Annotated in this window: 18 protein-coding genes and 1 tRNA gene; 9 read left to right on the top strand and 10 right to left on the bottom strand. The window is 55.5% G+C overall.

All coding sequences use genetic code 11. The annotated features are described in order from the left end of the window. Nucleotides 1–72 precede the first annotated feature (72 nt). From H8B15_RS11510 to H8B15_RS11495, 4 genes are all read right to left on the bottom strand, one after another. Nucleotides 73–555 (bottom strand): hypothetical protein, encoded by a 483-nt coding sequence (locus H8B15_RS11510; RefSeq protein ID WP_187319827.1) that lies wholly within the window; start codon nt 553–555, stop codon nt 73–75. 202 nt (nt 556–757) lie between these two features. Beyond that, a complete protein-coding gene (locus H8B15_RS11505; RefSeq protein ID WP_187319826.1) occupies nt 758–1894 on the bottom strand; it encodes a tetratricopeptide repeat protein in 1137 nt (378 codons plus the stop codon). Nucleotides 1895–1997: 103 nt separating this feature from the next. Then, nucleotides 1998–4580 (bottom strand): DNA gyrase subunit A, encoded by a 2583-nt coding sequence (gene gyrA, locus H8B15_RS11500; RefSeq protein WP_187319825.1) that lies wholly within the window; start codon nt 4578–4580, stop codon nt 1998–2000. Nucleotides 4581–4706: 126 nt separating this feature from the next. Further along, entirely contained in the window at nt 4707–4949 is a 243-nt protein-coding gene (locus H8B15_RS11495; RefSeq protein ID WP_187319824.1) for a hypothetical protein, read from the bottom strand. 181 nt (nt 4950–5130) lie between these two features. On the opposite strand from H8B15_RS11495, the gene H8B15_RS11490 reads away from it, so the two are divergent. Continuing rightward, the gene (locus H8B15_RS11490; RefSeq protein ID WP_187319823.1) at nt 5131–5670 is read left to right on the top strand and encodes a hypothetical protein; all 540 of its coding nucleotides are present in this window, start codon (nt 5131–5133) and stop codon (nt 5668–5670) included. A gap of 293 nt (nt 5671–5963) precedes the next feature. On the opposite strand, the gene H8B15_RS11485 is transcribed toward H8B15_RS11490, so the two are convergent. Together H8B15_RS11485 and H8B15_RS11480 are read right to left on the bottom strand one after the other, a co-directional pair. Next, entirely contained in the window at nt 5964–6623 is a 660-nt protein-coding gene (locus H8B15_RS11485; protein WP_187319822.1) for an STN domain-containing protein, read from the bottom strand. Nucleotides 6624–6640: 17 nt separating this feature from the next. Then, entirely contained in the window at nt 6641–7312 is a 672-nt protein-coding gene (locus H8B15_RS11480; protein WP_187319821.1) for an HD domain-containing protein, read from the bottom strand. Nucleotides 7313–7670: 358 nt separating this feature from the next. Here H8B15_RS11480 and H8B15_RS11475 point away from each other — a divergent pair, with 358 nt between their 5' ends. The 3 genes from H8B15_RS11475 to H8B15_RS11465 all read left to right on the top strand — a co-directional run bounded on the left by H8B15_RS11475 (nt 7671) and on the right by H8B15_RS11465 (nt 9680). After that, nucleotides 7671–8003: a DUF7674 family protein gene (locus tag H8B15_RS11475; protein ID WP_187319820.1), complete on the top strand. Its 333-nt coding sequence runs from the start codon at nt 7671–7673 to the stop codon at nt 8001–8003. 314 nt (nt 8004–8317) lie between these two features. Then, nucleotides 8318–8584 (top strand): hypothetical protein, encoded by a 267-nt coding sequence (locus H8B15_RS11470; RefSeq protein WP_185283679.1) that lies wholly within the window; start codon nt 8318–8320, stop codon nt 8582–8584. A gap of 274 nt (nt 8585–8858) precedes the next feature. After that, a complete protein-coding gene (locus H8B15_RS11465) occupies nt 8859–9680 on the top strand; it encodes an alpha/beta fold hydrolase (RefSeq protein WP_187319819.1) in 822 nt (273 codons plus the stop codon). 38 nt (nt 9681–9718) lie between these two features. On the opposite strand, the gene H8B15_RS11460 is transcribed toward H8B15_RS11465, so the two are convergent. The 4 genes from H8B15_RS11460 to H8B15_RS11445 form a co-directional block, all read right to left on the bottom strand. Then, nucleotides 9719–10561 (bottom strand): alpha/beta fold hydrolase, encoded by an 843-nt coding sequence (locus H8B15_RS11460; RefSeq protein ID WP_187319818.1) that lies wholly within the window; start codon nt 10559–10561, stop codon nt 9719–9721. Nucleotides 10562–10805: 244 nt separating this feature from the next. Continuing rightward, nucleotides 10806–10878, bottom strand: a tRNA-Thr gene (locus H8B15_RS11455). A gap of 168 nt (nt 10879–11046) precedes the next feature. Next, nucleotides 11047–13407, bottom strand: a complete 2361-nt coding sequence (locus tag H8B15_RS11450) for a DUF349 domain-containing protein (RefSeq protein WP_187319817.1) — start codon at nt 13405–13407, stop codon at nt 11047–11049. A gap of 61 nt (nt 13408–13468) precedes the next feature. Further along, entirely contained in the window at nt 13469–14035 is a 567-nt protein-coding gene (locus tag H8B15_RS11445; RefSeq protein WP_187319816.1) for a YqgE/AlgH family protein, read from the bottom strand. A gap of 174 nt (nt 14036–14209) precedes the next feature. On the opposite strand from H8B15_RS11445, the gene pdxH reads away from it, so the two are divergent. From pdxH to H8B15_RS11420, 5 genes are all read left to right on the top strand, one after another. Then, the gene (gene pdxH, locus H8B15_RS11440; RefSeq protein WP_187319815.1) at nt 14210–14860 is read left to right on the top strand and encodes a pyridoxamine 5'-phosphate oxidase; all 651 of its coding nucleotides are present in this window, start codon (nt 14210–14212) and stop codon (nt 14858–14860) included. Nucleotides 14861–15030: 170 nt separating this feature from the next. Further along, nucleotides 15031–15993, top strand: coding sequence for a glycosyltransferase family 2 protein (locus tag H8B15_RS11435; RefSeq protein WP_187319814.1), 963 nt, complete (start codon nt 15031–15033; stop codon nt 15991–15993). Between the two features lie 39 nt (nt 15994–16032). Then, complete coding sequence (gene rffA / locus H8B15_RS11430; protein ID WP_187319813.1) at nt 16033–17184, top strand: dTDP-4-amino-4,6-dideoxygalactose transaminase; 1152 nt, start codon at nt 16033–16035, stop codon at nt 17182–17184. Between the two features lie 84 nt (nt 17185–17268). Beyond that, nucleotides 17269–18585: a DUF1015 domain-containing protein gene (locus tag H8B15_RS11425; protein ID WP_187319812.1), complete on the top strand. Its 1317-nt coding sequence runs from the start codon at nt 17269–17271 to the stop codon at nt 18583–18585. Continuing rightward, the gene (locus H8B15_RS11420; protein WP_187319811.1) at nt 18554–19159 is read left to right on the top strand and encodes a Maf family nucleotide pyrophosphatase; all 606 of its coding nucleotides are present in this window, start codon (nt 18554–18556) and stop codon (nt 19157–19159) included. Before H8B15_RS11425 ends, H8B15_RS11420 begins: the two co-directional genes overlap by 32 nt. Nucleotides 19160–19218 lie beyond the last annotated feature (59 nt).

The raw sequence follows: 19218 nt of genomic DNA, 5'->3' as shown, positions 1-19218 counted from the left end.
CTTTATGACCCCAACCGAGTTTCGTCAAGCCGCCTGACCTCTATTTTTCACTGGCCTACCGGACAGGGAAGCCTACAGGCGCTCAGTAGTAGTGCCAACGAGGGTTTCGGCATATCTTAGAGCTAGGTGCCCGCCAGCGGAAAAGCCTCCAATAAATATATTGCGCCCCACCGTTGGGTACTGCTGCAGCACGCGCTGAAGAACTTCATCTAGGAAGTGAGTACCCGCTGAGTCCAAGTAGAGTCGATTATTCAGCGTCGGAACTATGGTTAGTATGCCAGCCCGGGAAGCTTCCCAACCTAAAGCTGTTTCCCGAAATACGCGTTTAGCTTTTCCTCCAAGCCCAGGTAACAAAAGCAACACGCCGCGCGGAGTAGGTGTCTGTGCGGGCAGGCAGTAGAAAGCTAACTCACTGGTCGAGTTACTGGTGCGATATAAATGGGTAGGGTCGTGCAGTGGCAAGCGCTGTTTTTGCACCGTTTGGGCGGCCATCGGCAACACTATACCGATCTGCAATAACAAAGCATTTTGTAGAAGGCGAAGAACGGAAGGCATAAAACAGAAAGGCAGGTGTATATATGTGCATACCCAGATGTCTCTTTAGTGCCTTCAGTTGCCTACAAACGACGCAGCCTTTTCTCCTTTATCCTGTTTGTCTTATAATTTATATTATGTTAAGTAGAATTTCCAAAAAAACTGCCCGAAGCTAAGTAGTAGCCTCGGGCAGCATCCCCTATCCTTTTGGATAAGGCAAACTCTATTTGCCTTCCAGCTTGGCGTTCAAGCGGTCAGCATCTGCGTTGCGGCCCAACCGAACATATACTTTCTGCAAAGGCACAATGACGGCCCGTTCGTCTGGCTGTAGCTCAAGTGCTTTTTCAAAGTATGGCAACGATTGCTGGAAATACTTCTTACCATTCGCTTCTAAAGCCTTACCTGACTTCTGGTACGCTGCCAGATCCATTTTGCTGGCTTTGGTATACAGTTCCGCTGCTTTGTTGTAGTAGTATACGCCAAGGTTGTACTGCGCATCGAAGTTGTTTGCGTCCAGCTCAATGGCCTTCTTATAAGCTGCTTCCGCTTGCTCTGGCTGTTTCAGCTTATCGTACACCGAGCCAAGCACACTTTGCAGGTTGGAATTCTTTGGGTCCAACTCAATCGCGTGCTGTAGTTTGCTGATGGCTTCTTTATCCTTACCCGCCGTGATTAGCTGGTTCAGATCCTCCAACACAAAGGTTTTGTTGTTTGGATACGCCTGCAAACCGCTTTGCAATAGCTTATTGTACTCGTTGGTATTGTTCTCCTGCCGGGCAATCTGCATCAATTGGCTGTACATAGTAGGCGATTTATAGTTCATCGCCATCAGCTTGCCATAGTATTCTTTGGCGCCGGCAGTATTCTCGTTGGCCAGAGACGCATATGCAGCATACAGATACGCCGTTGTATCCTGAGGATTCATCTGCTGCGCCATCTTATACGACTTGATAGCCTCATCGTAATTTTTGGCATTGTAGCTTTCCACGCCGGCATTCAGTGCCAGGCCATACAGACCCTGCATCTTCGCCGCGGCCTGCTTACCGAACTCCCCATCTTTGCCATCCAGCTCTATCGCCTTCTGATACGACTCATAGGCTATGTTCATGCCTTCGCCTGCTTTCAGCGTTTTGCCGTAGATAGGGTTACTAGTCATGGCGTCATAAATCTCGCCACGGGTGTACCAGGTTTTGGCCTTATCCTTGGTTTTATCGTTCGTAATGGCCTTGTCAATTTCGGTGCGGGCCTTATCTAAAGTGCCTTGCTTTTGGTAGAGCAACGCGTTATTGACAGCTGAGTTTTGAGCTGATGCAGTAGTTAGCGCGGCCGCAGCCACGAGGGTTAACACAAGTTTCTTCATGGTGTTCTTTGCGAAGAATAGGTAGAGATTGGGTGAATTTAGAAAGCAAACTAACGCAAAACGGCAGAACCCATTGCTGAGTTCCGCCGTTTTATCGTAGCTTTTAGTTTGCGCTGAGGGTATCAGGGTCGGTTAGCGAGGTCAGATCTGTGTCTGTTGCGCCCTCCGGTAGCCCCTCCCCGCTCCCATTGTCTGGGGTGCCATTTGGCTCTACAAAGCCGTCAACAGCCTCGTCGTCTTTCTCTTCGGCCGCCACCTTGGCTACCGACGAAATTTCGTCGCGCTCGTTGATTTTCAGTAGCCGCACACCCTGCGTGGCCCGGCCAATGGTGCGCAAATCGGCCATTCGCAGGCGAATGGTGATGCCCGATTTGTTAATAATCATCAGATCATCGGTGTCCGTTACGGCCTTGATGGCCACCAGCGCACCGGTTTTGTCGGTAATCTTCATGGCGCGCACGCCCTTACCGCCGCGGTTGGTGGTGCGGTACTCCTCCAGCTCCGAGCGTTTGCCGTAGCCGTTTTCGGATACCACCAACAACTCCTGGGTCTGGTCGGAGAGGCACACCATGCCTACTACCCTATCGTTGCCGTCTTCGGCCAGCGAGATACCACGCACCCCGGCCGCGTTGCGGCCCATGGAACGTACTTTCTCCTCGTCGAAGCGCACGGCCCGGCCGGCGCTGGAAGCCAGAATTACCTGGCTGTTGCCGGTAGTGAGCTGCACGTCCAGCAGCCGGTCGCCCTCGTTGATGCTAATGGCGTTGATGCCAGCGGTGCGGGGACGCGAGTAGGCTTCCAGCGGCGTTTTCTTCACGGTGCCCTGCTCGGTGCAGAACATCAGGAAAGTATTTTCCAGATAATCGGGGTCCCGCAGGCCGCGCACGTTCAGAACAGAACGCACGTTGTCTTCCCGTGGAATCTCAATTAGGTTCTGAATTGGGCGACCTTTGGCGGCCTTCCCTCCTTCCGGCACCTCGTATACTTTCAGCCAGAATACGCGGCCGGCTTCGGTGAAGAACAGCAGATACTCGTGGGTAGTAGCCACAAACAGGTGCTCCGTGAAGTCGTCCTGCTTGGTGGCGGCGCCGCGGGCACCTACCCCTCCCCGCCCCTGCGAGCGGTATTCATCCAGCGGCGTGCGCTTGATGTAGCCTTCGCGGGAGATGGTAATCACCATGCTCTCGTCGGCAATCATGTCCTCCATCGAGAAGTCGCCGCCGGCATACTCAATGGCCGTGCGGCGCTTGTCGCCGTACCGCTCCCGAATATCCACCAGCTCATCCTTGATGATTTGCCGCTGCAATGTGGGCGAGGCCAGTACCGATTTCAGGTAGTCGATCTGCTGCATCAGCTCCTCGTACTCCTGCACAATCTTGTCGCGCTCCAGGCCGGTGAGGCGCTGCAAGCGCATGTCCAAAATGGCGCGGGCCTGTACCTCGCTCAGCTTAAACCGCTCGATGAGCTGGCCACGGGCCACCTCGCCGTCGCGGGAGCCGCGAATCAGGGCAATTACTTCGTCGAGGTGGTCGAGAGCAATCAGCAGGCCTTCCAGGATGTGGGCACGCTTCTCCGCTTCGGCAAGCTCGTAGCGTGTACGGCGCACTACTACCTCCTCGCGGTGCTCGATGAAGTAGACAATCAGGTCCTTCAGGTTCAGCGTCATGGGCCGGCCTTTCACCAGCGCCACGTTGTTGACCCCAAACGAGCTTTGCAGCTGCGTGTATTTGTAGAGCTGATTCAGCACCACGTTGGGCATAGCATCGCGCTTCACTTCGTACACCACCCGCATCCCCTCGCGGTTCGACTCGTCGCGGATGGCGGAAATGCCCTCGATTTTCTTGTCGTCGACCAGCGCGGCGGTTTTTTCCAGCATGGCGGCCTTGTTCACCATGTAGGGAATCTCGGTCACCACAATCTGCTCGCGGCCTGAGGGTAGCGTTTCGAAGTGCGCTTTGGCGCGCATCACGACCCTACCCCGACCGGTTTCGAAGGCCTGCTTCACGCCCTCGTAGCCGTAGATGATACCGCCGGTGGGGAAGTCTGGGGCGATGATGTGCTCCATCAGCTCGGCAATGGTCACGTCCTCGTTGTCGAGGTAGGCTACGATGCCGTTCACCACTTCCGTGAGGTTGTGAGGGGCCATGTTGGTGGCCATACCCACGGCAATGCCCGAGGTGCCGTTCACCAGCAGGTTCGGGAACTTGGCCGGCATCACCGACGGCTCCTCCAGGGAGTCGTCGAAGTTGGGCTGGAAGTCTACCGTGTCCTTGTCCAAGTCGCCCAGCAGCTCGTCAGACAGGCGCTTGAGGCGGGCCTCGGTGTAACGCATGGCAGCGGCCGAATCGCCGTCCACGCTACCAAAGTTACCCTGACCGTCTACCAAGGGGTAGCGCAGGCTCCAGTCCTGGGCCATGCGCACCATGGTATCGTACACGGAGGAGTCGCCGTGCGGGTGGTACTTACCCAGCACCTCGCCCACGATACGGGCGGATTTCTTGTAGGATTTGTTGTAGGAAACGCCCAGCTCCGACATGCCGTAGAGCACGCGGCGGTGCACAGGCTTCAGGCCGTCGCGCACGTCGGGCAGGGCCCGGGAGATGATAACCGACATCGAGTAATCGATGTAGGCGCCACGCATCTCGTCTTCAATGTTAATCGGAATGATCTTTTCGCCTTCCGCCATAAGAGAACAAAGTCGGCCGGCGTGCCCCGAAACGAGGCCCGCCGGCGCCGGTGAATGTGTACTGCGTTAAGCCTGCAAGATACGAAAAAAAGGCCATTTTCCCTTGCTTGGCGGGCTTTTGGCAGCCTACTTCAGCGGCTTGCTCTTATCGGCTTTGTGCTTACCTTTTTCTTGCCGGTGCCATTTGATTTTCTCGCCAATGGCGGGGTTTTGTTTCTTCCACAACGGCTGCCCGCGGTACTTGGCGCCATCGTGCATGTGCACCTTGCGGGTATGGCAGGAAGCAATAGGACACGTGCGGCAGCCGGCGGCCAGCAGCAATACAAGTAACAGAAGATACAGGCGTGAGAAGGGGTAGCGAAGCGTCATGCAACAAAGGTAGGCAGGTTGCGCAGGGCGTGCGCAAAAGCCGGGCCGGGGTTACTCATATGCGCCTTGTTATAAACTAGTTTCTTGTTTATTTGAGATTTTTCGTTTTATCCCCACACTCGCCTACTCATTCATTATAGTACTTTTGAGAATTCTCTACAAACAAAAAACAAATACTACCATGCAAGTTCTATCTCATCGAAATACGGAAGAGTTTGTTGTTTACAAGGAATTTAATTACACCTATTTAACTCCTATAAATAAATATGTACAAGGAAAGCTAGAAGAAAACCGATGGGATGATTACAATGAACTTTATCACGCAATTAAACTAGTGGAAACGGTACAACGGGCACCCGACCTCTGGATGGAAACTCATTGTCTTATCCGTCAGGAAACTATTTTGGGAGTACTATTAATTTTGGGCGGCGAGATAGATAAAATAGAAACCAAATATCCTATTCCTAATAAAAACAACTCTCTGTTACTGAAGTATTTTCACATTATTGAAAAGGGTAAAGGATATGGAAGCCACTGGTTAAATTCTGTTGTTCTTCCTTATTATAAGGAAAGAAATTACAAACAAATTTATATTAATTCAAGCCATGTCAACTCATTTCCTTTTTATCAAAGATTGGGTTCACAAATCATAGACTATCAGCAAAGCAGTGACAATGGTTTGTATCAAAGACAAGGAAAAAGCTTCTTAATTACATTATAGTATAAAGCCGTTTCCTGGTACCGTGTATTCTCGTAGAGAGGATGGAAAGGTCCATCGTTTTTCTTGAGACTCCCGCAGAAACTGCATCAGAAATGCCTCCATAAACCGCTGCCTACCCTCGGCCACGCGCTTGGCGGCGGGCGTGTTCAGCCGCTCCCGCAGGTGCAGCAGCTTCTCGTAGAAGTGGTTGGTGGTAGGGCCGTTGTTCTTCTTGTAGCCATATCCAAAAAGGCCCCTATCCGCTCACCATGAGTAACGCGGATAAGGGCCTTTTCAAATACCCGTCAGCCCTTTTATTTCGGCTGATTCGGCTGAGCCAACGCTTGCTCTGCTTTAGCAAACGTGCGCTGATAACTCGCTTTTTCTGCCGCGCTGACAAAACCTTGCTTTTTCGCCAATTCCACCACTGAGGTTCTAACCTCTCCCAATTCTGAATACAGGGTATTGGCCGTATTCTGCGTGAGCTGTTGGGACTTTACCGCCTGCCCTAGCTGGGCTTGCAGCGTAGCCACTCTAAGCCCGATAGCGGCTTGATCGACCCGACTAACCTCCAGTCCATTCCGGTCGACATGGGCTTCCAAACCAGTACCCTGTACTATCCGGATCAGCGCATCCGTAGGCGTGAATGTTCCTTGCACGGCCGGGCTACGGAACTGCTGCGCTATCTTCTTATCGTAGTGCACCGGGCAACCCAACTGCTTGGCAAGGTCGGTAAGCGCTTTATCCAACGAACCCGCCGTAATGCGTACGGCGGCAGGAGTGGTTTTGCAGGAATTCTGCGCGGAGGTCGATATGCTGGATCCGGTGAAAACACCTAGTGACAACAGAAAGACCACATGTTTTGTGTTCATGTTTTTGCTCTTGGGGAGAGCGTGCCCGTTAGAAGTTGATTGAGGAACAAAAATACCTTTAAACAGATCAAAAATCCAGCTTTCTACCCCTCTAACGGGCAAGAAATTTTATCCACAAATCACCCCACATCCTCCCCCTCCCACTCCCGCAGGAACTGCGTCAGAAACGCCTCCATAAACTGCTGCCTACCCTCGGCCACGCGCTTGGCGGCGGGCGTGTTCAGCCGCTCCCGCAGGTGCAGCAGCTTCTCGTAGAAGTGGTTGATGGTAGGGGCATCGTTTTTCTTGTAGCTCTCGAAGGAGTCGTGCTGCACGGGCGGCACGGCGGGGTCGTGGAGCAGGCGGCCTTTGTGGCCACCGTAGGCAAAGGCCCGCGCCACGCCAATGGCACCAATGGCGTCGAGACGGTCGGCGTCCTGCACCAGGGCGCCTTCCAGGGTGCTCATGGGGGTAGGCACGCCCAGGCCCTTGAAGCTGATTTCGCGGATGATGGTTTCGACGGGTTGAATGGCCTCCTCGCCTACCCCCTGGCTCTGGAGCCACGTGCGGGCGGCGCGGGGGCCGGCTTCCTCGTCGCCGCCGTGGAACTTCCAGTCGGCTATGTCGTGCAGCAGGGCGCCCAGCTCGGCAATGGTAGCATCGGCGCCAGGCGTTTGGCGGGCCAGCGCCTGCGTGGTGCGCCAAACGCGCTCAATGTGCGCCCAATCGTGGCCGGAGCCTTCATGCAGGAATTTTTCGCGCACGAAGGCAGCGGTATTGGTAATCAGGGTAGGCGCAGATGGCATGGACATGGTATGCGAATGGCACTGAATGATACGGGTACCAAAAGTACGACGCTCACTATAGAACGTGCATCCAAACGATTACGAAAAGGTATTTTCAGTTTACACTATAGTATCGTGTATAATGGCCTTGCAGGCAGGAGGCAGATACTTATTTCCGCATATATTATCTTCATTTTATCCCATTATATCCGCTTTTATTCTCGAATCTGGAAATCTTCACCTCTGTAGCCTTAGATTGCTCAGCTGTAACTCATTGATAGTTAGCTATTGGACGATACAGCAGGTGGATGGCACAACAGTTGGCTTAGTACAGCAACTTAACAGTGGCTTTGTTGTGTGTCGATTTGCTTTACCAGGAATAGCTATGATTTGCCCCACCCAGGTTAAAGATTTTTTAGTTAGTCATTTTCCAGAATTAGCCCCTGAGCTAAACGTACCGGAAATACAGTATTCCCTGCCGCAGCAGCTCCGCATCTTTGCCGTTTTCACCCAACAGGCAGTAGAAGAAGGTAGCTTAACGACATTGAAGGAATGTCTTATGGTAGCGGATATGCTGCGGGCAGAAGACGAGCAGTTGGCGTATGCCATTCAAAACACGTACCTACGTGGCCTACATTTCAAGCAAAGTACGTATTCGGCTCAGCTGGCGCGGCTGCTGATGCCTACTCAACTCTACGCCGTTTTCACCCGTAATTAAGCTAGCCGCTAACGTTTCTCACTTCTATCTGTTAGCTGCAAGAACTCTTTCACCTCTGCGGCTATGAAACCAACCGAAATAGAACCCCGTCAGAATCGGGTTTTGTATATTCTGATGAGTGCCGTGGCTTTCACAGCTTTAGTATATGCTATTTGGCACCATTTTCAGTAAGTAAATTACTATAATTACCTTATTATAGTTCTATAAATACCGGTTTGCCATATATTGTATTTCAAATTTCTGCTCTACGCCTGATTAAGCAGTAGATCGGCATACCATTTGACCATTGGAGTATTCGACTAACTGTTTACTCTATGGCTCACTCCTACTTTACTACCCTACCACCAGATTTACCGGTGGCTGAAATTACTGCCCGCCGCCGCCGCCAACGCCACGCTGAGTGGGGCGTTGCCGTTGCCCGTATGGGTGGCGCGCCCCTTGATGATACCATTATTGCCGGCTTGCAGGCTTACATCAATGGCGTACTTTCTATTGAAGAGCTGGCCCGGATAGAATCCGAGCAACAGCCCTCCCCTGCCTACTTGGCTACGCTCACCCGCCATCGCCTGAGTGGGAGCTGAATGGTCATAAAAGCTACTGATACCGCACTTACCAGGGGGCCAACTTCACAAGTGAAGTTGGCCCCCTGGCGTTTTTACAGCTATTACAATCAAGGTTGCACCCTTACGCTCTAGGTGTATAGACCCACGGCGGGAAAATATGTACTTTGTTGGGAACAGCTTGTCTTATATGCATAGTATTAGCAGATTTAGCTCAATTCTCTTACAGAGATGGATCTGCCTCCTTCGCATCGTACGGTACGCTCAGATAAGCGTACACAAGTACTTATCTCCTATGGATGTTTTTTGTCGTCACCACGTCTGTTCTTATGGTACTGGGCCACGCCCGATTGTATTTTCGCATGGGTTTGGCACTGATCAGCAGATATGGCATTATGTAGCGCCTGCTTTCGCTGCACACTACCAAGTAGTGCTGTTTGATCTCATGGGGGCAGGCAGCTCCGACAAAGCCGCTTATGACTTCACTCGGTATCAGACCCTAGATGGCTACGTATCTGATCTACTGGAACTGATCCGTGCTCTACAAACACCTAAGGTGGTCTACGTAGGACACTCCGTAAGTGGTATTATAGGAGTACTCGCGGCTATTCGGGAGCCCGCATTATTTGAGCGGCTGATCTTGCTAGCTGCTTCCCCTTGTTATCTTAATGATGGCGAGTACGCAGGCGGCTACGACTCAGCTGATCTGGAAGAGCTTCTTGGGTTTCTGGACCGGGATTATAATGCCTGGAGCAGCAGTGTGGTCCCAAACCTAGTAGGCGGCGATATGCGCCCAGATTTGGTGGACGAAGTACTGCAGAGTTTTTCCCGCGTAGACCCGGCTATTGCCCGGCAGTTTGCCCGCGCCACATTTCTATCTGATTACCGGCATATAATATCCCAGTTGCAAGTACCGGCGCTCATTCTGCAGTGTGCAGAAGATTTTATAGCTCCCCCCAGTGTAGGACACTACCTGCACCAGCATCTACAAGGCAGTACTCTACAAATCCTTGACACTACGGGGCACTACCCTCATTTGAATGTACCTGTTGCTACTATTGCTCACATGGAACACTATTTAGCATCTCTGCCCACCGGCTCCGCTTCAGCATACTAAAAGGTGACTTCTTACACTCTGAGAGAAGCCCGGCAGTGCTACCCCAAAAAAGCTTCTATGGCAGCAAGTGTCTCCAATGGGGCACTCAAATGGGGGCAGTGCCCCGTTGCTTGCATAGATACGAGGATACCCTGGGGTAAGTGTCGTGCCAAATAAGCTCCTACCTCCTCGGGAGCAGCTACATCTTGCTGACACTGCAAAATAAGCGTAGGCACATGCACACTGGGCACCACAGGGCGAACATCGGTATAGAACGTTAAGCGCGCGAGGTTTTTCGTGATAAGATGATCGGCCTGACAAAAGAAGCCATTCAATTGTTCGCCCAGTGTGGCGGGGTTTTGCGACCCGATCAGTAAAGAGGACAGTAATGAAGCCCAGCCATCGTAGTCCTGTTCCATTAACGACAGAAGCTGGTCTACATCCGCCTGTTCAAACCCTCCATAGTAGCCTGGTTCATTCAAATAACAAGGCGATGGCGCGAGTAATACCACCGACGCCAAGGTAGGCGCGTGCACAGCGGTTAACAGCGCAATACCAGCCCCCACGGAATGCCCAACAAGAATAATACGCTGTAGATCCAGCGCCTGGCAAATTGCTACAATATCCTCTACGTACCCTTGTAGCGTACTGTGGCGATGAGCATCATATGCATCCGGCTGTGCATTGCCGGTGCCCGGATAGTCAAACAATACCAATTGATAGCGCGTACTGAGGCGCGGCGTAAGGTATTGCCATATTTCCTGACTACATCCCAAGCCATTGCAGAAGAATAAGGTCTGCTCTCCTTCTCCCTGCACATGCACATTGTAGCGCTGTAGTAACTGGCTATTGACAGTGGATGTAAGAGCGCTGTTATTCTCTGGCTTACTAGCTGGCGTCATAACAATCAAAAAAAGAACTTACTATTATCCTATTCACTCCTTAATTACACCCTAAAAATACAATTAGTCAACTAAACACAACTGCTCAATCTGTTTTTTGAGTAGATATCCCCTCGCTATTCAGTAGAAATCCCGATACAAAACATGAATCTCTTTCCACAATATTCCCAGTATGAAACCATCCAGGCTTTAATAAAAAAACGCCTTGCAAATCATTGATTTACAAGGCGTTTCAGGAACCGTGAGCCCCCAGCCGGGATCGAACCAGCGACCTACTGATTACAAGTCAGTTGCTCTACCAGCTGAGCTATGGAGGCGTGTTGGTGGTGCAAAAGTAGCTACGCGAGACTATTTTGCAAATAGCAAACGAATAATTTTACACCGCATATCTGTATCCTTCTCCGTATCAGCGGCTTAAATTTTTCAACAAAAAAGGGCCTGCTAATGCAGCAGGCCCTTTTTGTTGGTTTTATGTCAGTGTAGTACTAGCTACGCACTACCTTCAGTTGCTTTTTCAGCTGCTCGATGCGGACCTTCGCCTCATCAATGCGGCCTTGATACTCACCGCGCAACTGATCCGCATTCTTCGAGCGAGCGAAGAAATCGAGGTTGGTTTGCAGGGTAGCAATGTCGTTTTCCAACTCGTTAATTTCGCGGCGGAGCATTTGCTCTTGTTTGTGCAGGGCTTGCTGCGAATCGGGACTCGCCTTCAGTCGTTCTACCTGCAATTGAAACAGCAGGTTGGCGCGCTCTGAGTAGCTTACCCCAGGTACCGCATCTAAGTATTGCCCCATCAGTGACTGAAACTTCTCCTCAGCGCGGTCGGCGCCACGGCCACCACTGGCGCCAGCTTGCGTGCGCCACTCCGCGGCGTGCTGGCGGAAGCCTTCTAGCGTGCCCGGTGCCTCTGGCGTGAGCAGCGAAATGCTTTCCTCCAGTTGATCGAGGTAGGCCGACTGCTCCTGCGACACTTGCTGCTGCTGCTGCTGACGCTGGCGGGTCTCCTCGTGCTTGCGTTCAAAGAACGCGTCGCAGGCGGTGCGGAACCGGTTCCAGATTTTATCCGACTGTTTCTCGGGCACACGACCCACCGTCTTCCATTCCTTTTGCAGCCGAATGACGATTTCCCTACCCTCTTCCCAATTCGGATTGGCCAGGGCAGCTTCAGCCTGCTCGCACATTTCCTGCTTGCGCTTCAGATTGGCGTTCTTCTCCTCGTCCATCGCCTTGAAGAACTGATTCTTGCGCTGGAAGAAGCCTTTGTAACCGGCCCAAAACTGCTTGTTGATAGCCTCAGCCTGCTGGCGAGGCACCAAACCGGTGGCGTCCCATTCTTCCTTCAGCTTTTGCAGCTCGTCGGTTTTGGCCCGCCACTCATTTACCCGTTCCGTCTGGAAATCCGCCAGCGGTTGCAGGCGCTCTAGCAGGGCTTGCTTACGGGCTAGGTTTTCTTTTTCCTGAGTGCCGCGGGCGTCCAGAAGTTCCTGCTTGCGGGCGTGCACCTGCTCCGAGGCAGTCAGGAAACGAGCCCACAATGGCTCACGCTGCTCATTGGGCACAGGCCCAATGTTCTTCCACTCCTCATGCAGCTGCCGCAGCTCCTGCAAGGCTTTGTTAACGTTGGACTGCGCGCTCAGACCCTCGGCCCGCACAATCAGCGCTTCTTTGGCCTCTTGGTTGCGGCGACGGTCCAGCTCCTTCATTTCGAAGAACAGGCCGCGGTTGTTGTAGTAAATATCAAGCAGGGCGTGGTAGTTGTTCCACAGCTCCTGCGAGTCTTGCTGGGGCACAGGACCAATAGCCTTCCAATCGTTTTGCAACGCCTTCAGACGGGCAGAACTATCTTTGGTTTCGGCCGATTCTACCAGCTGCCGGAGCTGGGCCAGCAGATGCTGCTTGTGCGTGAGGTTGCGGGCGCGCTCCTCATCTTCCGCTTTCGCATCACGGGCGCGGCTCTCGCGGAACTCCTGCACCGCTTTGCCCACTTCCGGGTAGCCCTCGGGGCCCAGGTAGGCAAAGGCGTCGGCAGGGTTGCCTTCGTCCACAAAGCGCTGTTGGGCAGCGGTGCGGTCGGCAGCCACGGCGGTTTCGTACTGGCGGTTGAGGTCGAAGATACGCTTGCGGTTCTTGCGGGCACCCTTGTCGCGCAGCAGCCCCAATAGGTAGGTACCTTGCTCGGGTAGGCTCAGGGAGCTGAAATCGGGTTCGGTTGCACCAGCATCGGTGGTTTCTTCACCTGTTTCGTCCGCAGTAGCATCTGCCTCCTCGGCTACAACAGATTCGCCACTTACGGGCGTTTCGGCGGAGGTGGAGAGCATCGCTACGCCTTCAGGAGCTTGCTCGATGGCCTCTGCTGAAGACAACGACACGTGCGGCACATGCTCTTCTATCTCCTTGATATCGGCAATGCCATGCGGGGTAGTAGGTTCTTCGGTAGTAACGGACGCAGCGGACGCGGAGGCGGTATCTGCCAGCACTTCATCGTTCTGGGCGCCTTCGTGCGCCTGAGCCCGCTGCTGCGAAGCCGAAATATCGGAAGCAGGCGGCGTGGTTTCCGGCGCCACATCGGCCGGCGACTGGGCGCTGCCGGGTGCTGGGGCGGGGGCTGCTTCGGGCTCCGGCTCAGCAGTACCGGCACCGGGTGGCGTGCCCTCGGGCAGCGCGGGCGTACCCTGGGCGGGCCGCTCCTGAATCTGCTCGGTTTCCGAGTCAGTCGAAGGGGCGGGTGTAGTAGCGGGCTGCTTCTGGGCGTTGATTTCGGCCAGGCGGCGCTCCAGAATGCTCTGCGGGGTTTCCGCAGAATTTTCGGGGCTCTGAGGGGCGGTGTTGGGGTTCTCGGGTTGCATACGATTCAAACAAAAAGCCGGCGGCTTGGGTGGGCGCCGACGCGGCACATGACCAACTGATTTAGTTCAGGCGAGGGTCTACGGGATAGTTGGACAGCATTCGGTAGCGGCCCCCTTTTTCGCGCAGAATAGCTTGCCAGAAGGCATCATTATCCAAAGTAAATACTTTCCCGGCAGCATTAGGGTGCACGATCCAAACATTTTCCCGCACTTCCTCGCGCAGCTGCCCCGCCGTCCAGCCCGAATAGCCGGCATAAAGACGAATATCGGTGGGCGGCAGCACACCGGTTTCTACCAGGGTGAGCAGTTGTCGGAAGTCGCCGCCCCAGTATACCCCATCGCCCAGGGGTAGGGCGTCGGGTAGGTTGGGGGAGCGGTGCAAGTAGTGCAGCGTGTCGGGCTCCACGGGGCCACCCAGGTGTAGCGGCAGGGTAGCCACCACCGAATCGGTGGGGCCGGGCAGCTCCAGCACGTCGCCCAGCCGCAGGTTCGACAAGCGGTTGAGGGTCAAGCCAAATGCCCCATCGTCGTCCTCGTGGCGGCAGAGCAGCACCACGGAACGCTCGAAGTTTGGGTCACCTAGAAATGGCTGAGAAATCAGGAGGCTGCCGGTACGTAGCTGAGACATAAGACAAACAGTGAAAAGGGTAGCCGATAGGATAGTTAGGGAAATAGAGGGTCAATAAAGTACTTTTACTGGAAGTAAGACCGTAGGTTCGGCTGCTTTGCGCTGGCGCCTGATGGCTGCCGGGGCGAGGGCAGGCCTCTTTCTTCGTTACGCATTCCTTTTTATTTCGCTGCCATGACCGACCAGGAACTTGCCGACCTGCGCCAGAGCTACTCCCAACGCACCCTCTCCGAAGCCGATGTACAACCCACGCCCGTCCCGCAGTTTCGGGCCTGGCTGGATGAGGCCCTGGCCGCTCATCTCGACGAGCCCACGGCCATGACGGTTTCCACCGTTGGCCCCGATGGGCAGCCCTCGGCCCGGGTGGTGCTGCTCAAAGGCTTGCCCGACGACGCCACGTTTTTGTTTTATACTAACTACGATTCGCGCAAGGGCCAGGAGCTGGCCGCGCAGCCGCGCGCAGCCCTCACCTTTTTCTGGCCCGGTCTGGAGCGGCAGGTACGCGTGGAAGGCCGCATCGAAAAAGCCCCGGAAACCATGTCGACGGAGTACTTTCAGAGCCGGCCGCGCGGCAGTCAGGTAGGCGCCTGGGCCTCGCCCCAAAGCCAGCCCATTGCCGACCGGGAGACGCTGGAAGCCCGGGAGCATGAAATAGAGGAACGTTTTACCGGGCAAGATCCCCTACCCCGCCCTCCGCACTGGGGTGGCTATCTGCTCCGTCCTACCCGCGTAGAGTTCTGGCAGGGCCGCCCCTCGCGTCTGCACGACCGGATTGTGTATGAGCTGGCCAGCGACACCTGGCGTTTAAGCCGCTTGGCGCCGTAAGGGTTGTCTTGCTATTTTGCTTTGTCATCCTGAGCTTGCAAAGGACCTTCGCACGTAGGAACGACAGACGTAACAACGACTCGTTCAACCGGCAGAAGGTCCTTCAACACTGGCTTGATGCGCCACATGCTCAGGAGGACAGGTGTTTTCTAACTCCCTACCTCACCCCCATGCCCCCCATCGGCCACGCCCTATCAGTGCCCCATCTCTCCATTGTCAGCCCGGTGTATCAGGCGGAGGCGATGCTGGTGGAGCTGGTGGAACGGATTGCGGCCAGCGTGCAGCCGATTACGGAGAGTTTTGAAATTATCCTGGTGGATGACCGCAGCCCGGACAACTCCTGGCCGGTGATTGAGCAACTCATGCGCCAGGACCACCGCGTGCGCGGGGTGCGCCTGAGTCGCAACTTTGGGCAGCACCGCGCCATCACAGCCGGCCTCGACTACAGCCGCGGCGAATGGATAGTAGTGCTGGATTGCGACTTGCAGGACCGCCCCGAGGAAATCCCTACGCTCTACGCTCAGGCACAGCACGGATACGAGTTGGTACTGGCCCGGCGCCACCAACGGCAGGATGGCTGGGAGCAAAAAGCCTTCTCACGGCTGTTCTACGCCACGCTGGCCTACCTCACCGACACACCCCAGGACCGCACACTGGCGAATTTTGGCATCTATCACCGCAAAGTGGTGGATGCCATTGGGCAAATGCGCGAGAGTGCGCGCTACCTGCCCACTATGGCCCGCTGGGTAGGGTTTCGGGCCGCTACGGTGAACGTGACACACGCCGAACGAGGCAGCGGCACTACCGGCTACCGCTTCCGCAAGCGCCTGCATCTGGCCCTGGACGTGATGCTGGCCTACTCCGACAAGCCCCTGCGCCTCACGGTGCAGTTGGGCCTGCTCATTTCGGGAACGGCGTTTCTGGCAGTGCTCTACACGCTAGTGCGCTACTGGCTCGGACAGATTACAGTACTCGGCTATGCCAGCCTGATTATTTCTATCTGGTTTTTTTCGGGCTTACTACTCAGTGTGTTGGGCGTGGTGGGACTGTACGTGGGCAAAACCTTTGAGGGCGTGAAGAACCGCCCACTCTATATCGTCGATGAGGCGCCCCCTACCCCGCCACGTGCGTAATCCCCACGGGCTGTACCTTTGTTGAAGTCCCTGCCGCGCATGTCCGTTTCGCCTATTCCGTTCAGCAAGCCCTATTTCTCCGGCCGCGAGTTCCAGTATATGGAGCAGGCCATACGCTCGGGCAAGATTTCCGGCGACGGGCTATTCACCCAAAAATGCCACGCTTTTTTTGAGCAGGAACTAGGATTTCAAAAAGCCCTGCTGACCTCGTCTGGTACCGATGCGTTGGAACTGGCGGCCCTGCTGCTCAACATCCAGCCCGGCGACGAGGTGCTGGTACCCTCCTACACGTTTGTATCCACGGCCAACGCCTTTGTGCTGCGGGGGGCGCGCATCGTGTTCGTAGACAGCACCGCCGAGAACCCCAACCTCGACGTTGCACAGCTAGAGGCGCTCATCACACCCCGCACCCGCGCCGTTGTGCCGGTCCACTACGCCGGTATTGCCTGCGACATGGACGAACTGCTGGCCGTGGCCACCCGGCACAACTTGGCCGTGGTGGAAGACGCCGCCCAAGCCATCGACAGCTTTTACCGGGGTAGGCCGCTCGGCACGCTCGGCACGCTGGGGGCTTTTTCCTTTCACGAAGCCAAGAATATTATAGCCGGCGAGGGCGGCTTGCTGACCGTGAACGACCCACAACTAGTGCGCCGGGCCGAGATTATCCGGGAAAAGGGCACCGACCGGACTGCGTTTTTTCGGGGCGAAGTGGACAAGTACACCTGGATGGAGCCCGGCTCGTCGTTCCTACCCTCCGACCTTACGGCTGCTTTTCTGTGGGCGCAGTTGGAGAATATGACGCGCATTCAGCAGCGGCGCCATGTGCTGTGGCAACGCTACGACGCAACCCTGCGCGCCCCACTGACGGCCCGGCAAGTGGGCCTGCCCGTCATTCCCACCTACGCCACCAATAACGCTCATATGTACTACCTCACGTGCCGCTCCCTAGCCGAGCGCACGGCCCTGATTGCGCACCTTGCCCGGCAACAGGTACTACTGGTGTTTCACTACCTCTCCCTGCATCACAGCCCCTACTATGCGCCTTACCACGACGGCCGCGCCCTCCCCTGGGCCGACTACTACACCGACCACCTGGTGCGCTTGCCTCTCTACTATGAGTTGGCCGAAGCAGACCAGGACCGGATTATAGAGGCTATTCTGGAGTTTTATGCGGATTGGGATAAGGGCTAGCTCCCCTCCTTTTTTTCTAGGAGGGGAGCTAGCTCTACTACCTCTCGCTCTACTAACGTTCTTTTCACTTACAACTTCCTCTACTTGGCCGAGATTCAACCCGTACGCGGCTGGCGCTACGCACCGCCCCTAAGCCAACAAATTGACGACTACGTATCGCCGCTGTTTGATGTGGTGTCGGAGCGGCAGCGCGAGGCGTTGTACCGCAATCCACTCAACAGCCTGCACCTGACCGTACCGCGCGGCGACGACCCAGCTGCCGAGGCCCTCACGCGCCTGCGCGAGTGGCAGCAGCAGGGCGTGCTGGCCCAGGATGTGCTGCCGGGCATCTACGTGTACTACCAGTATTTCCGCCTGCCCGGCAACCCCGGCCACGAGTATTGCCGCAAGGGCTTTATGTGCCACATTCGGGCGTATGAGTGGGCCGATAACGTAGTATTGCGCCACGAAAACACCCTACCCTCGTCGGTGAATGACCGCGCCGAGCTGCTCAGCCGCTTGCAGCTGCAAACCAGCGCCACCCACGGCCTCTACCGCGACGACGCTCATGAGCTGGAACGCTACCTCGACGAAGCCATCCAGGACCCGCTCTACCAGACCGAGGAGGACTACCAGGGTGCCCGCGACGTGCTGGCCGTGATTCAGGACCGACGTGTGATCCGGCGGTTTCAGGAGCTGCTGTCCGATAAGCAGGTGATTCTGGCCGACGGCCATCACCGCTACGAAGGTTCCCTGGCCTACCGTCAGGCGCGCCGCGCCGCCGCTGGCGATGCCTATACCGGCCAGGAACCGTGGAACTACCACCTGATGTACCTGACCAACGCCGCGGCCGACGACCTGCGTATTCTGCCTACCCACCGCCTGCTGCTGGAGCTGCCCGGCAACCTGACGGCCGAGGAGTTTCTGGCTCGCCTCCTGCCCTATTTTACGGTTCTGCCCCAAGACGACCCCTACGGCCTGCCCGAACTGATTGCTGGCAAACCCTGGGCCTTTGGGTTGTACCTGGATGGGCAGTCCTACAAAATCAGGCTGCGACCCGAGGTGCACGCCCAACTCGACTGGCCCACCACCCCCGAGGTGAAAGCCTTGGACCTGACCGTATTGCACTACTTTGTGTTGGGTAGGGCATTGGGCCTAGGCAACATAGATGCCCAGCGCAGTTGGCCGGGCGTGGCCTACGTGCGCAACTTTCCTGAGTGCCTCACCCGCGTAGACCGGGGCGAGGCCCGCGCCGCCCTCATCACCAACGAGGTAACCATGCAGGCCGTAGAGCGCGTGTGCCATTCTGGAGCCGTGATGCCACCCAAATCAACGTTTTTCTACCCCAAAACCATCGGAGGCTTTCTGTTCTCCTCCATTCGTGACGACGATGCCCATCACCCATTTGCTGCTTGCTTCTAACTCGCCCCGCCGCCGTCAGCTGCTCACCGAGTTGGGCCTACCCTACGAAATCCGGCTGAAGGAGGTAGACGAGGAGTTTCCGCCCCACCTGCGCCGCGCCGAGGTAGCCGAGTTTTTGGCTGCCCGCAAAGCAGCCGCCTACCGCGAGGAACTGGCCGCAAACGAGGTCATTCTAACCGCCGATACCATCGTCTGCCTCGACGAAGACGTGCTCAACAAGCCCGCCGACGCAGCCGAGGCCATCCAAATGCTTACGCGACTGCAAGGCCGCACCCACGACGTGTTCACCGGCGTGTGTCTGCTCACCAGCGACGGCCGTCAGGTCGTGTTCTCTGACCAAACCCGCGTGACGTTCCGCCCGTTGTCTTTAGCTGAAATTGAATTTTACGTCAAGAAATATCAGCCTCTGGACAAAGCCGGTGCCTACGGCGCGCAGGACTGGATTGGGATGGTAGGCGTGACGCGGCTGGAAGGTTCTTATTTTAATGTGATGGGGTTGCCCGTGCATCGGGTATGGGAAGAGCTAGAACAGTTGCTGGGAGAGGACTTTGTGGGGTTGGTGGGTAGGAAGTAGAAAAAACGTGTGATCCTGCGCTTGCAAAGGACCTTAGCACGCTAGAACAAGCCGTTGTT

The sequence above is a fragment of the Hymenobacter citatus genome, from assembly GCF_014333615.1.
Taxonomy (GTDB): Bacteria; Bacteroidota; Bacteroidia; order Cytophagales; family Hymenobacteraceae; genus Hymenobacter; species Hymenobacter citatus.
This window is presented reverse-complemented; position numbering and strand designations above follow the sequence as displayed.

Excerpts from the sequence above, each read along its gene's own strand:
- H8B15_RS11510 (WP_187319827.1), bottom strand. The coding sequence starts at position 555 with ATGCCTTCCGTTCTTCGCCTTCTACAAAATGCTTTGTTATTGCAGATC.
- H8B15_RS11505 (WP_187319826.1), bottom strand. The coding sequence starts at position 1,894 with ATGAAGAAACTTGTGTTAACCCTCGTGGCTGCGGCCGCGCTAACTACT.
- gyrA (WP_187319825.1), bottom strand. The coding sequence starts at position 4,580 with ATGGCGGAAGGCGAAAAGATCATTCCGATTAACATTGAAGACGAGATG.
- H8B15_RS11495 (WP_187319824.1), bottom strand. The coding sequence starts at position 4,949 with ATGACGCTTCGCTACCCCTTCTCACGCCTGTATCTTCTGTTACTTGTA.
- H8B15_RS11490 (WP_187319823.1), top strand. The coding sequence starts at position 5,131 with ATGCAAGTTCTATCTCATCGAAATACGGAAGAGTTTGTTGTTTACAAG.
- H8B15_RS11480 (WP_187319821.1), bottom strand. The coding sequence starts at position 7,312 with ATGTCCATGCCATCTGCGCCTACCCTGATTACCAATACCGCTGCCTTC.
- H8B15_RS11475 (WP_187319820.1), top strand. The coding sequence starts at position 7,671 with ATGATTTGCCCCACCCAGGTTAAAGATTTTTTAGTTAGTCATTTTCCA.
- H8B15_RS11470 (WP_185283679.1), top strand. The coding sequence starts at position 8,318 with ATGGCTCACTCCTACTTTACTACCCTACCACCAGATTTACCGGTGGCT.
- H8B15_RS11465 (WP_187319819.1), top strand. The coding sequence starts at position 8,859 with ATGGATGTTTTTTGTCGTCACCACGTCTGTTCTTATGGTACTGGGCCA.
- H8B15_RS11460 (WP_187319818.1), bottom strand. The coding sequence starts at position 10,561 with ATGACGCCAGCTAGTAAGCCAGAGAATAACAGCGCTCTTACATCCACT.
- H8B15_RS11450 (WP_187319817.1), bottom strand. The coding sequence starts at position 13,407 with ATGCAACCCGAGAACCCCAACACCGCCCCTCAGAGCCCCGAAAATTCT.
- H8B15_RS11445 (WP_187319816.1), bottom strand. The coding sequence starts at position 14,035 with ATGTCTCAGCTACGTACCGGCAGCCTCCTGATTTCTCAGCCATTTCTA.
- pdxH (WP_187319815.1), top strand. The coding sequence starts at position 14,210 with ATGACCGACCAGGAACTTGCCGACCTGCGCCAGAGCTACTCCCAACGC.
- H8B15_RS11435 (WP_187319814.1), top strand. The coding sequence starts at position 15,031 with ATGCCCCCCATCGGCCACGCCCTATCAGTGCCCCATCTCTCCATTGTC.
- rffA (WP_187319813.1), top strand. The coding sequence starts at position 16,033 with ATGTCCGTTTCGCCTATTCCGTTCAGCAAGCCCTATTTCTCCGGCCGC.
- H8B15_RS11420 (WP_187319811.1), top strand. The coding sequence starts at position 18,554 with ATGCCCATCACCCATTTGCTGCTTGCTTCTAACTCGCCCCGCCGCCGT.